This is a genomic window from Aquimarina sp. AU474, assembly GCF_900312815.1.
Lineage (GTDB): Bacteria > Bacteroidota > Bacteroidia > Flavobacteriales > Flavobacteriaceae > Aquimarina.
The window spans coordinates 1528961-1543510 of the sequence record NZ_OMPE01000009.1; the positions used below are offsets into that span (position 1 = coordinate 1528961).

General features: G+C 32.0%; 13 protein-coding genes. 8 read left to right on the forward strand and 5 right to left on the reverse strand.

Going from position 1 to position 14550, the window contains the following annotated elements; genetic code table 11:
* The first annotated feature begins 138 nt into the window (after window positions 1-138).
* From DK508_RS20090 to DK508_RS20110, 5 genes are all read left to right on the forward strand, one after another.
* Window positions 139-681, forward strand: coding sequence for an RNA polymerase sigma factor (locus tag DK508_RS20090; protein ID WP_235016445.1), 543 nt, complete (start codon window positions 139-141; stop codon window positions 679-681).
* Window positions 681-1229 (forward strand): hypothetical protein, encoded by a 549-nt coding sequence (locus DK508_RS20095; protein ID WP_109302564.1) that lies wholly within the window; start codon window positions 681-683, stop codon window positions 1227-1229. The genes DK508_RS20090 and DK508_RS20095 overlap by 1 nt, the downstream gene beginning before the upstream one ends.
* Complete coding sequence (locus DK508_RS20100) at window positions 1213-2298, forward strand: hypothetical protein (protein WP_160114808.1); 1086 nt, start codon at window positions 1213-1215, stop codon at window positions 2296-2298. Before DK508_RS20095 ends, DK508_RS20100 begins: the two co-directional genes overlap by 17 nt.
* A 61-nt stretch (window positions 2299-2359) precedes the next feature.
* The gene (locus tag DK508_RS20105) at window positions 2360-3025 is read left to right on the forward strand and encodes a hypothetical protein (RefSeq protein ID WP_109302566.1); all 666 of its coding nucleotides are present in this window, start codon (window positions 2360-2362) and stop codon (window positions 3023-3025) included.
* A gap of 517 nt (window positions 3026-3542) precedes the next feature.
* Window positions 3543-4277, forward strand: coding sequence for a hypothetical protein (locus DK508_RS20110; protein ID WP_109302567.1), 735 nt, complete (start codon window positions 3543-3545; stop codon window positions 4275-4277).
* A gap of 72 nt (window positions 4278-4349) precedes the next feature.
* Here DK508_RS20110 and DK508_RS20115 read toward each other — a convergent pair whose 3' ends face one another.
* Window positions 4350-4772, reverse strand: a complete 423-nt coding sequence (locus DK508_RS20115) for a glycosyltransferase (protein ID WP_109302568.1) — start codon at window positions 4770-4772, stop codon at window positions 4350-4352.
* A 172-nt stretch (window positions 4773-4944) separates the two neighbouring features.
* Between DK508_RS20115 and DK508_RS20120 the strand changes: the two genes are divergently transcribed.
* From DK508_RS20120 to DK508_RS20130, 3 genes are read left to right on the forward strand one after another with little or no spacing between them, the layout of a single operon-like run.
* Window positions 4945-8034, forward strand: a complete 3090-nt coding sequence (locus DK508_RS20120) for a hypothetical protein (RefSeq protein ID WP_109302771.1) — start codon at window positions 4945-4947, stop codon at window positions 8032-8034.
* On the forward strand, window positions 8034-9266 hold the full coding sequence (locus DK508_RS20125; RefSeq protein WP_235016446.1) for a hypothetical protein: 1233 nt from the start codon (window positions 8034-8036) through the stop codon (window positions 9264-9266). The genes DK508_RS20120 and DK508_RS20125 overlap by 1 nt, the downstream gene beginning before the upstream one ends.
* Window positions 9263-10810 (forward strand): glycoside hydrolase family 2 TIM barrel-domain containing protein, encoded by a 1548-nt coding sequence (locus DK508_RS20130; protein ID WP_109302569.1) that lies wholly within the window; start codon window positions 9263-9265, stop codon window positions 10808-10810. Before DK508_RS20125 ends, DK508_RS20130 begins: the two co-directional genes overlap by 4 nt.
* Window positions 10811-10942: 132 nt before the next feature.
* Here DK508_RS20130 and DK508_RS20135 read toward each other — a convergent pair whose 3' ends face one another.
* The 4 genes from DK508_RS20135 to DK508_RS20150 form a co-directional block, all read right to left on the reverse strand.
* On the reverse strand, window positions 10943-12169 hold the full coding sequence (locus DK508_RS20135; protein ID WP_109302570.1) for a glycosyltransferase: 1227 nt from the start codon (window positions 12167-12169) through the stop codon (window positions 10943-10945).
* Between the two features lie 245 nt (window positions 12170-12414).
* A complete protein-coding gene (locus DK508_RS20140; RefSeq protein WP_109302571.1) occupies window positions 12415-12714 on the reverse strand; it encodes a hypothetical protein in 300 nt (99 codons plus the stop codon).
* A 26-nt stretch (window positions 12715-12740) separates the two neighbouring features.
* Window positions 12741-13037 carry an STAS domain-containing protein gene (locus DK508_RS20145; RefSeq protein ID WP_109302572.1) on the reverse strand — a complete coding sequence of 99 codons (297 nt, stop codon included), beginning with the start codon at window positions 13035-13037 and terminating at the stop codon, window positions 12741-12743.
* Window positions 13038-13149: 112 nt separating this feature from the next.
* Window positions 13150-14346 (reverse strand): oligosaccharide flippase family protein, encoded by a 1197-nt coding sequence (locus DK508_RS20150; RefSeq protein ID WP_109302773.1) that lies wholly within the window; start codon window positions 14344-14346, stop codon window positions 13150-13152.
* Between the last annotated feature and the right edge of the window lie 204 nt (window positions 14347-14550).

Sequence of the window (14550 nt, forward strand, 5' to 3'; positions counted from 1 at the left end):
TGTATAAAATTTTCATAACTATGGACAAACCAAAAAATAAAGGGTTGCATCTATTAATATTTTTCAAAGTTTTTATCTAGAAATGCAACCCTTTATTTTTTACTTTGTCTTTTGCATACAAGACATCTACCTAAACCTTTGAAAACCGACATCCGTTTTACGCATAAAATGCTGGTTGAGAAATGTAAGACCGGTAATACCAGTTCACAATTTGAACTGTATGGCCTATATGTAGATGCTATGTATAATGTTGGGCTTCGGTTTTTGGGTAATAAGGAAGAAGCTGAAGATATTGTGCAAGACAGCTTTGTAGATGCGTTTAAAAATCTAAACAATTTTAAGTATGATAGTAGTTTTGGTGCTTGGCTAAAACGAATCGTCATCAATAAGAGTATTAATCGCCTTAAGGCTAAAAAAATACCTTTAGTCTCAATGGAAACACATGAGTTTTATCTTACAGATGAAGAACCTTTAGAAGCAACTGAAACCGTAGATGTAAAAAAGGTACAATGGGGTATTGCAAAATTGCCCGATGGGTATCAGCAGATTATTAATTTATACCTAATTGAAGGATATGATCATGTAGAAATTGGAGAAATATTGGGGATATCGACCAGTACATCCAAATCACAATACCACAGAGCAAAGAAAAAATTATTGACAATTATAAACGCAATGTAATGGATAATTTCGAAAAACATATTCGAGAGAATGCTGCTGAGTTTGATGAACACAAAGCAGATCGTGCCAAATTATGGGCACATATCTCTACAGAACTTCAAAAGGAAGAATCAAAAGAAACAAAAGTAATTCCTCTTTGGGTTTGGTCTACACTACGTATAGCTTGCTTTGTAGTTCTATTACTAAGTATAGGTGGTTTTATTGGCTTTTCTATTTATAAAAGTGGTACTCCAAAAGAGCAATTCGTATCCAAGGAGCTACAGGAGATAAATATGCACTATAAAGATCTACTTGCTTACCAAGTTGAACTAGTTCAGAAAAACCCTAATCTCTCTAAAGAAGATAAAACAGAATTTTTGTCCTTTATGGACGAACTTGATACCGAATACGAAACTCTTCGTTTAGAAATGCATAAGAATTTAGACAATGAGCAAGTGCTAGAAGCTATTGTAGCTAATTACCAAAAGCGCATTGATCTCATTACCAATTTATTGCAAAAGATAAATGATTCGAAAAAACTTGATGATACTTATGGATATACCTTATAAATTGGTCTTGTTAATGACCTTGTCTTTGTTTTTGGTAACGGTTAGTATTGCTCAGGAAGGGATGTCTAAGACCGTTCAAAAAACTTTCCCCCTAACTAATGGAGGTGAACTAAATTTAGAAAATAAGTATGGTAATGTAACGTTGACTGGATGGGACCAAGAGAAAGTAGCGGTTACTATTCAGATTAAAGTAAATCATCGAAAAAAAGAAAGTGCCAAAGATTTATTGAGCCGTATAAATCCTGAAATTCAATCAACAAGTGGGTACGTTTCTATTGTTTCTGAAATTGCAAATAAGAATACCGGCTGGTTTGCCGATTTTTTTAATCGTAATAATCCTATTGATTTTGATCGAAGTTATGTAAAGATAGATTATGAAGTGTTTTTACCTAAAAAAGCTAAGCTTCAGGTAACAAATCGCTTTGGTGATGTGTTTATTGAAGATTGGAGTGGCCCACTTAATATTGTTATAGAACACGGTGATCTTTGGTTGGGAGAAGATTTGGATAAAGCAGATATCAAATTAAAATTTGGAAAGGTTAGAGCTAATGATTTGAACTATGCCAACCTTACACTAAAGAATGGTGAACTTGATATGAAAAACTCGCAAAGTCTACACCTAAGTAGTAATGGAACTGATATCAAAATCAATATGGTAAACTCCTTAGAAATTTTTTCGAATAAAGATGATATCATATTAGAAGAAGCAGGAACAATTTACGGGAGTTTAAAGTTTACCACTTTAAATTTAAATCGCTTGATTGAAGATGTGAATTTGAGTATGAAAATAGCCGATTTCCGTATAAAACAAATTTTAAGTTCAGAAGCAAAAATTGAAATAGAACAAGAATCTTCGGATATCAATCTTACAGTCGCCAATTTTTCACACCGTTTTATAGCCAAATTAGAGCAAGGTGTAGTTCGACTACCGAAGTCGTTTGAAAATGTTAATTCTACCATGCTTAACAAAGCAAAAAAACTCCGTGAAATTGAAGCTACGTATGGTAAGAAGCAACAGGGGCTTATATCTATTCTAGGAACTAAAGGAATAGTGACACTAAACGATTAAAAATTAAAGCAATACATCTACAAAAATTATAATCATCAACAAAACCAATAAAACCTACAAAATGAACAATCAAAAAGCGATTATACTTTTATTACTATCAATATTTGCACTAAGTAGTTATGCTCAAGATAACGAAGGAAACTATATTACTTTTAATGACCGTAGAAATGTTGTTCATGGAGTATATGTAGGATTCACACTTGGGTATGGTGAAATTGAAGGAGAAGATACCTATGTCACTGGTTTTAAAGTTGCATATGTTGCCAATCAACAATTCGAAGTGGGTTTCTTGGCCAAAGGATTATATTCACGACAAAATATTTATAACCCTAGGTCTAGGGACAACGATGATTTATTTGCTGGCTATGCGGGGTTTCATTTGGAACCGATTTTTTTTGGTAAATCTAGAGTAAGTCTTTCTTTTCCGATCTTTATAGGAGGTGGAGCAGTAGGTTATGTTGATCGAGATATTGTGAAGAGCGAAGAAGATTTTGATGTAGATGATGATGATTTGGATGCAATTTTTGTATTAGAACCTGGGGTGAGCGCTCTTTTTAATATTTCGAGATATGTACAAATAGAAGCTGGTGTTAAGTATCGATTCTCTAGCGAGATAGAGTTAGTCGACAGCCCTATAAATCGTATAAATGGTTTTACTACTGAAATCGGAATAAAATTGGGGATATTCAATATGGGGCGTAATCGCTATAAAAAACAATTGGACTAATGAAAAGGGATACAAACCATCATCAAACACCAATTAAGACGATTCGAGTGTATTCAAAAAATCAACAAGTGTTTATTAAAAATAGAAACGAAAATTGGCTTCCAATTTCTTTTAGGTGGATTCAATCATGTTTTCTAGAAAGTTGAGACGGTAAAGGATCAACTTTAGTTTTTAAATATTCCTCCCCTAAGCGTTAATAATTCTAAGTAAATATTTTTTATTAGAATATTTTTAAGTTTATCTTTAAACTAGTAAATATACCCCACAAAGACGTTTGGATGAGCATCTATGAATAGAAGCCTCACAAAAATCCATGTGCAAATCAATACATAGTTATATACGTAGTAGTGTTATTAAGAAGATCTGTTTAAAGACATTTCTTCTGGTGCATATCGATTTGTGAAAAAATGAACGCCTTACAAAGTATAAATTGTAGAGTTAAATTAATGTAATATCAAGGTGTTAGAAACCTCCTTGATGAGCTTTATATAAATAATGATTAATTCATTTCAGGGATATGACAACTGAAGAACTTGATATAAAAAAATTTGAACTTGAGCAAAAGATAAAACTTGAGGAATTAGAACTGAAAAAAAGAGAGTTAGATTTAAGACTTTTAGAACTTAAAAGAAAAAAATTCTCTACTCCACTTATTATTTCTGTTATTGGCGGATTAATAACTATAATCACAGGGATTACTTTAAATTACTTTGAAAGTAGTACAGAACATTCTTTGGAAGATAAGAAATTTCAATCTTCTTTATTACTAAAAGTAACAGATTCTGAAACGTATGAAGAATTCTCGAATAGACTTGTCGCATTGCAAGAAAATGGATTGTTATCCATTGATTCCACTAAAATTGCTCGTTACAGAAAGGAAAGACTAATTGCACAAGAAACAGAAAAATTTATTAAAGCTGATTCTATAATTGATAATACCAGTAAATCAGGGTTGCCGCAACCTAATAAAAATGTCGTTTGGACAATAGTTGCCGGTGGAGACTCGAATATGGAAGGAGCAAGTTTTGAAAAATCGAAAGCCGAAAAAAATGGTTTTAGCAATGTGAGTATTTGGTATCGTAATAACGCTTATAGAACATGTATGGGTAGGTATTCATCAAATACCGAGGCCCTCAATTATCTTTTTAATGCGAAAGAAAAAATCAATCAAATAGCTCATATTGTACGATTAGATAATTGGTGTCCTAATTCTATATATGATGCCGATAAAAAAATATACATATGTAATTAAAGTTTGATAAACCACTTCATTTAATAAGAGGTCATCTTTCTAAGGGTACTTCACTGATCGAAACATATTTTATTAAAAGAGTAGAAATAAATAGATGACTATTGACAATAAAGGATTTTTGGTGTTAGAATCGAAGATCGTACCTAATCTTGCGTTTTCTTTTATCACCTTTAAAAAACCATCAAAATCGCTAAAATTTGTTGATAAATCGGCATCAAGAAAACGTACATGTTTTATATCTCCTCTGCTATGAAGATAACGAGCACCTGCCTTAACGGCAGTAGCCTTACCTGAGTTTTTTTTCATGTCGACTACGCTTACTTTGGCAGGGTTAGAAAATTGAATTTCTTTTAAAATCAAAATAGTATTGTCTTTACTTCCGTAGTTCACAAAACATATGTGAAATTCATTTTCTTGATGTATAAGATTTAGAAAAGCAGTTTTATTTAAATTTTTTTCTTCGTTATAGCAAGGAACAATGATTCCGATTTTCATACTATATTAATTAGGGGTTCATTCCGAAATTAATATGAATTGACCTCTTATTACAATGCATTTCGATGATTTGAAAATTGCTATCGATGAATGGTATTTATCGCCAGACCAACTATTCGTCGAAAATGAAACCTTTGTTGTATATTTAAAACAAATTCTACGGCGAGTCTTTATGGATAAATCCACAAACAAGTATTTAATTAGTGCATTATTAATTGGAGTGATTTTTCATGGTACGTCGATTTTTTTCACATTAGAATCTACATACGATGCACTAATTCATCTTTTTTTTGGTAATCATTATGCAAATAGTTGGTTCGAACCCTGGAGTTATAGTTGGTATACAGGATTTACCGTTATGGGATATCCTCCTTTGGTACATCAAAGTATTGGGTTACTCTCTTATATAGGTGGACTTAAGTTTGGGATGTTTACAGTAGCTGTTATTGGGATTATTCTATTTATCACTGGGATATATCGTTTTGCATTACTGCTTACTTCTAATAGAAATGTGGCTGGATATACAGCAATTTTCGCAGTATTTTCATCAACTTTTATAGAGACGCTACATGTATTTGGGCAATTACCTAGTATTATAGGACTCTCGGTTTTGTTACATACTTTACCAGAAATTTACCTTTGGATCAAAATAGGGAAATATAAATATTTGGTAAATGCTTTAAGTTTACTTGCTGTTACAGTGACTTCTCATCATGTAACTCCAATTTTTGGAATGATCTTTTTTATTTTTCCATTAATAGGAATGGTAATTATGGACGCTTCTAGAGAGAAAGTTAATTCGTATAAAGAAGTTAGGTTTCTTCTTTTTTTTAAGACATTTCTATCACTTTTTAAAAGAATTGTAAGTTTTGGCTTTGGATCATTGGTATTAATTATAATATGTATCCTTCCGTATTGGATCAACACCAAAAAAAATCCAATTACTCAGGTTCCGATTCCTCATGGTTCAAGAGATAACTTTTTAGAAGTTGCCTCATCTGGTTTAGTGTTTTTTTTAATACCCTGGGGTATTTTGTTATTTATATTACCCTATATATATTATAGATTTTATAGTAAACGATATTTGTTCTTTGGTTTATCGTTTACACTTTTGACAATTTTAGGTACAGGAGGAACTACTCCAATCCCTAGAATGATGCTAGGCGATAACGCATTTAACATTCTTACATTAGATAGATTTACCTTATGGGCATCGATAATGGCTTTGCCTATATTTGGCGAATTTGGATATCGTTTTGTTGAGGGGGATTTAAAGAAAAGTCTCGAAGAGAAATTTGGAAGTTTATATCGTAGAATTTTAGGAGGATTATTTATGGGGACCTTTGTGTTCATTGTCTTCTTTACAATGAGTTTAGGATATTTTAGGCCTTTCCAACCACAAAAAATAAAAATGCTTCCTATTCTTAACTTTTTACAGCAAGATCAGCATGATCATTGGCGTTATTTACCTTTAGGATTTGGAGATCAAATGGCTTGGCTCTCTGCCCAAACCAAAGCTATGACAGTAGATGGTAATTATCATTCTGCACGAAGATTACCAGAGTTAACCACAAGAGCGGTAGAGCGATTAGAGAATTCAAAATTTAGAGGTTTTGAAGGTATAGGATCTTTACAACAGTTTCTCACCGTACCAGAGAAATATAATTTAAAATATGTGTTTTCTAATGATAAGTTTTATGATCCGATTTTATATTTCTGTGGTTGGCAAAGATTGCGGCAGCTAGAAAATGGAATTATGGTTTGGGAAAAATTAAATGTACCTCCACTATCAAGTATTTTGCCTAAAGATGATGTGCCTACATTTCAAAAATTGATGTGGGGATTAATACCTATAAGTACTGTTTTATTGGCGCTAATTATAAATATACAATTTATCTGGATACATGGATTAAAGGCTAAGCACAAAAGCTTTCCTGTGTATTTTAAATTTGGAATCGCCTATGAAGGGTTTAAAGGAAAAATCATAAGAATATCGCACGTTTGGGCTGGTATTGTAATTATTGCATTTGCCATTGGGATTTATATGTTTTATATAAAAAATGCAAAACAGATTAGTCCTGTGAATTTAACAGAGGCTTATTATGATGCCTTAGACTTTAAAGAATTCGAACAGGCATATTCTTATTTGGATCCTAAAAGTAATAAAACGAAAGATCAATTCATGCTCGAGATTGCCGTAACAGATGGTTTATTAAGTTCGTACGCGAAATTGAATAAGATTGATGTTGAGATTATTAAACAAACTGATAGTACCGCGAGAATTAAAGCATATACAAGTTGGATTACTCCTTTAGAAAAAATTGATAAAACCTTTTATCATGAACTAGTAAAGCAAAATAAAAAATGGTTTGTAAAACCATCACTATATGATTTAGATATTCCTCCGGATCAATTGTTTGCAGAAAACAATACTACATATTTTAATCACGGTAGACGTAGAATCACTTCAGAACAAACACATCATGAGGATGTACTTAAACAACCAGTTCTTGAAGTATTATCGGCAAAAATTGTAGAACTCGATAACCAATATGCAATCATTGGAGAATTGCAAAATATAGATAACGTACCTGCGGATGTAGTAATTACAGGAACATTATATAATCAAGAAGATAAGATACTGGCACGATATAATGCCAAGGATCAAATGAAACATAAATTAATGCCCAAAGAAACAACAAGTTTTAGAGTTAATTTTGAGGGGATAGCATGGGTGAACCATGAAGAACGCAAACCAAAAACGTTTGATCCTAATGAGTTTACAGCAATGGATTTTTTAGAAACACCAAGCATTTTTAATTTGCAATGTGCAGGAAATGTAGCCAATGTTGATTTGTATAAAGGAGTAACGGTTAATGAACTTACGATAAAAGAAAATCATATTGAAGGAGTTTTGTTTAATTCGGGTTTAGAGGAAGTTACGATTCCTCTATTGTTGATTTCATATTATAACGAAAAGAATGAACTAATATGGGTTGATCACCAATATCTCCCCGAGGGTATCCGACCTCAGCGCAAACAATATTTTAGTTATGCGTTTAAAGATTTGCTACAACTTAAAAAAGGAGATAACGACCTAAAGAATGTTTTTGTAAATGGTTTATTAAATACAGAAATTAGTAACAAGGTCGTTCCCGAGCGAAAACACGATCATCAATCGGCACCACTACTACCTGTAGATGGAAAAGGGTATAGTTATGTGAAATTAGAAATTAACACCTATATAGGAGCACCTAATTAATGAAGTTTAACATACGACATATTGTTTTTTTGTTAGCGATATTGCTACTTTTTGTAAGTATTTCTTTTACTAGCGTTTTAAAGGAAACCGAAAATATCTCGGGGGTGTTGCTTACAAAACAAACTACTTTTGAGGCAGGTAACAATATAAAGCTAGTATTTAAACTTAACATACCCGCTCGTACAGATCTTTTATTACACTCTTCTTACGGAAGTACAATGATAGCCCCTGATAATTTTAATACGGGACAATTTACAATACCAGAGTTTATATCATATAAAAAAGGAGTGGTTACGTATACACTGTTTCATGATACTAAAGTTTTGACTCAAGGAAGTATTTGCGTAACTTCTAATGAGAAAACCAAAGTACATCTAGAATCTTACATTGGTCCACCGAGTATTATTGCAGGAGGAAAAGATTATACAATGCAAGTAGTTTTACCAACAGATTCTTACGATAATCCTATGCCCGATAGCACAGCTGTTTTAATGAAACATCAGTTCTTGAGTATAGAAAAAGAAAGAATGATCTACAGTAAAGATATGATAGGTTGGATCAATATATTTTCATACAAACCATCAGGTAGATTATTATTGTTTTCTAAAGTAGGTAATACAGTATCCAAAGAATTTACTGTAGATGTGTTTCCAGATTTACCTGAAAATTTCACAATCCTTCCTCAACGAAGACATACGTATGCAGATGGAAATCAAATCACCAAATTTATAACCTCTATCATAAAGGATGAACACGGTAATATTATAAGTGATGGTACCTTAGTTGATTTTGTAATTAAGGATACTAGTGGGGCACTATTGCGTACCCAAGGGACAACAATTAGCGGTCAAGCAATTGCAAAGATGTTACACCCAGATCATGAAGAAACCTGGAAAGTTAAGGCTTATGTGCATGGAATGGCAGAAAGTGATACACTAGAGGTAAGGTATACCCGAGTCATAGAGGATTTTGATGTACAATTTAGAGAAGATAATCGTGAGATAACGATAGGCCCATTAATGAGCTTTATGGAACAATTAATTCCTGATGGGGCTATTGTAAAGGTTAATGTGTCCAAAGAAGGTAAAAAGTTGGATATACTCGTAAAAACATCTTCTAAAGGATTAGTTAAGTTTTTGCTTCAAGAAGGTTTTTATCCTTCAGGAACTTACGATATCGACATTGAAGCCTTAGGAGTTCGTAAAACATATAAAAATATAGCATTACAATGATAGGTTGGAATAGAAATATATATAGATCCCTTATTTTTCTGTCTTTTATAGGAGTGATTGCATTAATGCTCTTTGGCATTGGTCAAACATTATCATACCTAAACACAGGCGCGGATAGAACTTCGATGCTACATTTAGCTTTGAAAAAAGATGAGGTGTATTTACCCAAAGTAAAATGGGAAGATACATTAAATCCAGGACGCCCAATAGAAAAACAAACGCTGCAGGATATAGAACAAGATTATCTTAATTCTTGGTATATACGTAATACTGCGTATCAAACCAATACGATAGAGGGGATAGATGATTATTATACCAAAAGTGCCCGAAAAAATATTATAAAATTGGTGCAGGCTAATTCACAAAAAGACATAGCGGTACATAGTACGACAATCAACCATAATATTGAACTTGATTTTTATAGCGCAGATGGCCAGTTGGTTGTGTTATCTGATAAAAATGTACAAGAATATCAAAGAGTCTATAAAGGCGAGAAATTACTATCCGAATCGAAAATACAATCGGATTATCAAATCTTGTTGATGTTAGAAGACGGGTTTTGGAGAATACGCCATATCGTAAAAGAAGAAACCTATCCATTAGATACCAAAGAACAAGGTAATACCTTTGCTAAGGTGTTAAATGGTAAAATTTATATTAATGATAATGAGTATCAAATAAAAGGAATTAATTATTACCCGCAACAGACACCATGGAACATGTTTGGAGATGAATTTGATCGTAATGTCATAGCCAAAGATTTTGATATCATGAACAAGGCAGGTTTAAATACGATACGAATTTTTGTTCCTTATGAAGCTTTTGGAAAAGCTAAAATTGACACAGCAAAATTGGATAAATTAAAACAAGTTTTGGATGAAGCCGAAACTAAAAACCTTAAAGTTGTGGTTACATTATTTGATTTTTATGGAGATTATAGTGTGATTGATTGGACACTAACTCACCGTCATGCCGAACAAATTGTTAGTGCATTTGCCAATCATAAAGCCATTTTGGCTTGGGATATCAAAAATGAACCTAACTTAGACTTTGAGAGCAGAGGTAAAGAAAATGTATTGGCTTGGTTAAAAGAAATGATCCAACAAGTAAAACAATACGATCCTAATCATCTAGTTACTATTGGTTGGTCTAATACAGAATCAGTACACTTATTGCAAAATGAAGTGGATATGATTTCATTTCATTATTACAATGATATTGACCAGTTTAATGCAGATTATTTGGAGGTAAATTTCCAAAACAAAAAACCGATCGTTTTGCAAGAGTTTGGTTTGCCTTCGAGCAGAGGGTTTTGGAACCCTCTAGGCCCTTCAGAAAAGAAACAGGCTGCTTACCACAAGCAATTTCAAGAAGTAATTAAACAGAATAACCTGCATTACCTTTCTTGGACCTTGTACGATTTCGAAGAAGTTCCAGAAGGAGTAGTAGGTAAATTACCCTGGCGAAAACATAAACAAAAGCATTTTGGTTTTATAGACCGTAAAGGTAAAAAGAAAGCTGCTTTTGAGTTTATTGCTAAGTAGTGAAATCGCAACTTCAAAGTCGAAAATACACATCAAATGTATTCTCATTCTTATATAGCAAAAGTAAAGCACCAATTATATTGGTGCTTTACAATTACAATAATTTAATAAATTTTGGGGGATATATTTTTGTTAAAAATAAATACTTTGGTTTGAAGTACTTTTAACTCTTTTATACGGTTTTTTCTTTTCGATAATAGTTTCAAAATTCTCGAGATACATCTTGGTAATTCTACTCATAGGATATGCAGTTGCGGCAGCGTAATTGGCTTTTCCTAATTCTGTTCTATATTCTGTGTCTATTACAATTTCTTCAATAGCAGATGCCAAACTATCCACACTTTTTGGATTAAAAAACTCGCCTCGATAACCCTCTTCTTTGACTAGAATTGCTAAGTCTCCAAGATCGGGCATTACTACCGCTTTACCATAACTCCCTGCTTGATGCAATACACCAGAGCTTCCGGTAGTTGATGTGTAAGGGAATACCACCATGGCACTTTCTCCAAAAATAACAGGAACATCTTCTTCTTTGACATAACCAGTAAAAGTTAATTGCGGTACGTTATAATATTTTTCTTGCATAGATGCTAAATATCCTGGTACATTAGGATTGTCTGTGCCTGCAATTACAATCTCCAAATTTTTACCAGTTTTTGACCTTACCTTTTCAACAGCCTCAATTAGAATTTCTACTTTCTTATACGTTCCAAATTTTCCAAATGTCATAATCTTTAATGGGCCTTCGGGTAACTTAAAGGATGGTTCTTCGATGAGTTCAAAGGTTCCGTGCGGAATCAATACTACATTCTTAGCATTATATTTTTGTTCTAGGATTTCTACATATTTACTAATGGTAACGGCAACTGTATCTGCAGAAAGTATAAATCGTGTTAGCGTTGTACCGATGAGGTTATATATTTTTTGAAGTAATTTGTTTTTGGTAAAACCTGCACTCTGTAAATCTACTTGCTCCAAGATATTATGTAATAATACAATTGTAGGGATCTTTTTCATTTTACAAAGCAAAGGAAGTAATAGACCTAAGGCAGCAACAATTTTTTTATCTCCAAACTTCATGAATTGAAGATTAAATAAAATAGCATCTGGGTTAGTTTGTTTTACTGCTTTCATTACAGAAAAGACATTACGATACTTATTAAATGTCCAGCATTGTTTAACTACAACTTTACAACCATCTTCTGTAAAATTAATATCTGCATTTTCGGGATTAACATCGGTTAGTAGTATCAGTTCAGACACATCGTTTTGTTGTCTAAAATGCTTTACCAAATGATATGCATATTCATTTAAGGTTACTTTGCTGGGTGGGTAGGCAGTTACAATAGCTAGTTTCATCTTTGAGCTTTATATTTTTTTAGAAAATAGACAGAGACGAATTAAAATCTGAAAGGAATTACATCAATTAAGTTGTTTATTCATGATTTTAGGACGAATGGGGTACGTCTTTATGAATTCATATACAATTTATAGTTACTATATTGAAAAAGCAAAAGAAATTGACTCTAATACGTTTTATATATGGATCATTTTAATTTTACGTAGTACTTTTTTTAAAAATATTAATATTGCTAATAGAGATTTTAATAATTGTCTTTGAAAAAATGGGTTACTTTATTTTTCTTAAAAGCTTTAGAAATTATTTTATTCTCTTTACCATAAACAAATAAAATTTTACTTCTTCTTTGCGCTTTGGCATAAACCTCTTTAAGCACATTTACTGCTTTTTGATCTATTTTTTTAACTTTATTAAGACACATAACTATTTCTTCATAGTGATCTAAAAGGTAGTTAAAATGAGCTCTTACTAATTCGGTGTCTTGTAGGATAAAATCTCCTTCTATTTCATATGTTCCTGTAGCATTTATAATTTGTAGTTTCATGATATATTATTTTGGGAATTGGTTTTTTAAACGAAATCATTTCTTAGTACATAACTGCAATCGCCAAAGGCTTTGCGAACTTTTTCATTCTCTTTTCCTATTACAAAAAATACTTTGTTATTTTTCATCGCGTTTTTAAATAAGGTGGTCAAAACATTAACTCCGGTAACATCTATTTTTTTTACTTTATCTACACATAATATCACTTTGTCAGAAGTGTGTAGTAATTGTTCAAAATGACGTTTTAGTGAAGAGGCATTTTCTCTTACGATACTTCCTTTGATCTCAAATATTCCTTGATTATTTGTAATTTTTAGGGCCATAATTCTCTTTTTATTTAATGTTTATAATTCAAATTTCAATAATTTATTTAGTAATTAAAGCCGAGTTTCGGTGAGTTGCGTGAATGTTGCGATGAGTTGTTCTAATGTGTAGCTAACCTTTTTTAGAAAATCGCCAATATCCTGTAAAGTAGAGTAGTTGAAAGACGAGCAGGATGGTCATGGCTATGATTTGCACGATGACCACTTCGGCTAGAGTGCTATGATAAAATACTATCAAAACAACTTGAAGGATTCCTAAGATTGAAGATATGATTACTGGTATATATTGATCTAATGACAAGAAATAGTAAGCAAAGATGTTAGAGATCGCAAATAATGAGGTGGCTATCGCGTATTTCCAGAGTAATGGTGCAATACTAATGTATTTACTACCAAACATAATATTGATAACTAACTCAGGAAAAAGATAACATCCTATTACAATTGTCGTAGACAGTAACGTAATATATAGTACGTATTTAAATAGTATTGGATAATGAGATTCTCCATCTTTTTGTTTTTGTACAACCTTAGGAAGTAATAACATGACAAACATCCAGGCCACAAAGTATACTACCCTTCCTATCAAAGCCAAAGAAGCATACAAACCGGCATTATAGGTGTCAAAATAATGTTTAACCATTAAAATGTCGCTATTATTAATGATGATTTGAGTAAGTTCATAAAAGGCAGTTAACAAGAAAAAACGAAGAAGATATTTGTTTTCGGTACTTGGTAATTTGTGGGTAGCAAATACGTCTATATCTTTTTTATAAAACGGTAGTAATCCAAATATAAATGATAAAGCGATACCTAACGATACCAATATTGAAGATTGTAAAGTTGTTGTGTAAATTAAGATTAATGTCAATATAAGTCGACTTAGCATCTCACCTTGGTAGGTTATGGCCAACTTATCAAATTTTTTCTTCCCTTGAAATATGCCTCGATTGACACTCATGATAAAATACAACGGAATCCCAATTCCAAAAATGACAAACATGATAGAGGATTGGGTATTAAAAAGTATTTGAAGTTGTTTGGATAAAACAATAAGCGTTACTCCAAAAACAATACCCGCAATAGTAGAATATTTGTAAACTATATTGATGAAACTTTTAAATATTTCATTTTCAAAAAGCACAGAAAATTTTGCTGTAGATAACTGAAAAGTCATGGCTATAAATGATAATACCAAAAGAAAAGTAATTAATAAAGCAGCATCAGCAAATTGTTCTGGGCCTAGTATTCTACCTAAAATAAGATTATAAAGGTAATTACCACCGTTTACAACAATTACACTGATCATGAACTTTTGTTCAGCGTCTAATTTCTTTAGTATGTTACGATTTAATATCATTTATAAGATTAACTTTCGTTTTTAAGGTTTTTTTCGACACCTCATAAAGTTACTTCCTTTTTTAGTATAAGCTACCGTACTTTAAAAATAAAGTACAGCAGCTTTACATTAAAAAACAATTAAAGTCAAAATATAAAACTTCGAAACTTTCTT

Bases quoted from the DNA above. Each gene is read 5' to 3' on its own strand.
- DK508_RS20100 (WP_160114808.1), top strand. From the start codon at position 1,213: ATGGATATACCTTATAAATTGGTCTTGTTAATGACCTTGTCTTTGTTT.
- DK508_RS20105 (WP_109302566.1), top strand. From the start codon at position 2,360: ATGAACAATCAAAAAGCGATTATACTTTTATTACTATCAATATTTGCA.
- DK508_RS20095 (WP_109302564.1), top strand. From the start codon at position 681: ATGGATAATTTCGAAAAACATATTCGAGAGAATGCTGCTGAGTTTGAT.
- DK508_RS20110 (WP_109302567.1), top strand. From the start codon at position 3,543: ATGACAACTGAAGAACTTGATATAAAAAAATTTGAACTTGAGCAAAAG.
- DK508_RS20150 (WP_109302773.1), bottom strand. From the start codon at position 14,346: ATGATCAGTGTAATTGTTGTAAACGGTGGTAATTACCTTTATAATCTT.
- DK508_RS20130 (WP_109302569.1), top strand. From the start codon at position 9,263: ATGATAGGTTGGAATAGAAATATATATAGATCCCTTATTTTTCTGTCT.
- DK508_RS20120 (WP_109302771.1), top strand. From the start codon at position 4,945: ATGGATAAATCCACAAACAAGTATTTAATTAGTGCATTATTAATTGGA.
- DK508_RS20125 (WP_235016446.1), top strand. From the start codon at position 8,034: ATGAAGTTTAACATACGACATATTGTTTTTTTGTTAGCGATATTGCTA.
- DK508_RS20140 (WP_109302571.1), bottom strand. From the start codon at position 12,714: ATGAAACTACAAATTATAAATGCTACAGGAACATATGAAATAGAAGGA.
- DK508_RS20145 (WP_109302572.1), bottom strand. From the start codon at position 13,037: ATGGCCCTAAAAATTACAAATAATCAAGGAATATTTGAGATCAAAGGA.
- DK508_RS20135 (WP_109302570.1), bottom strand. From the start codon at position 12,169: ATGAAACTAGCTATTGTAACTGCCTACCCACCCAGCAAAGTAACCTTA.
- DK508_RS20115 (WP_109302568.1), bottom strand. From the start codon at position 4,772: ATGAAAATCGGAATCATTGTTCCTTGCTATAACGAAGAAAAAAATTTA.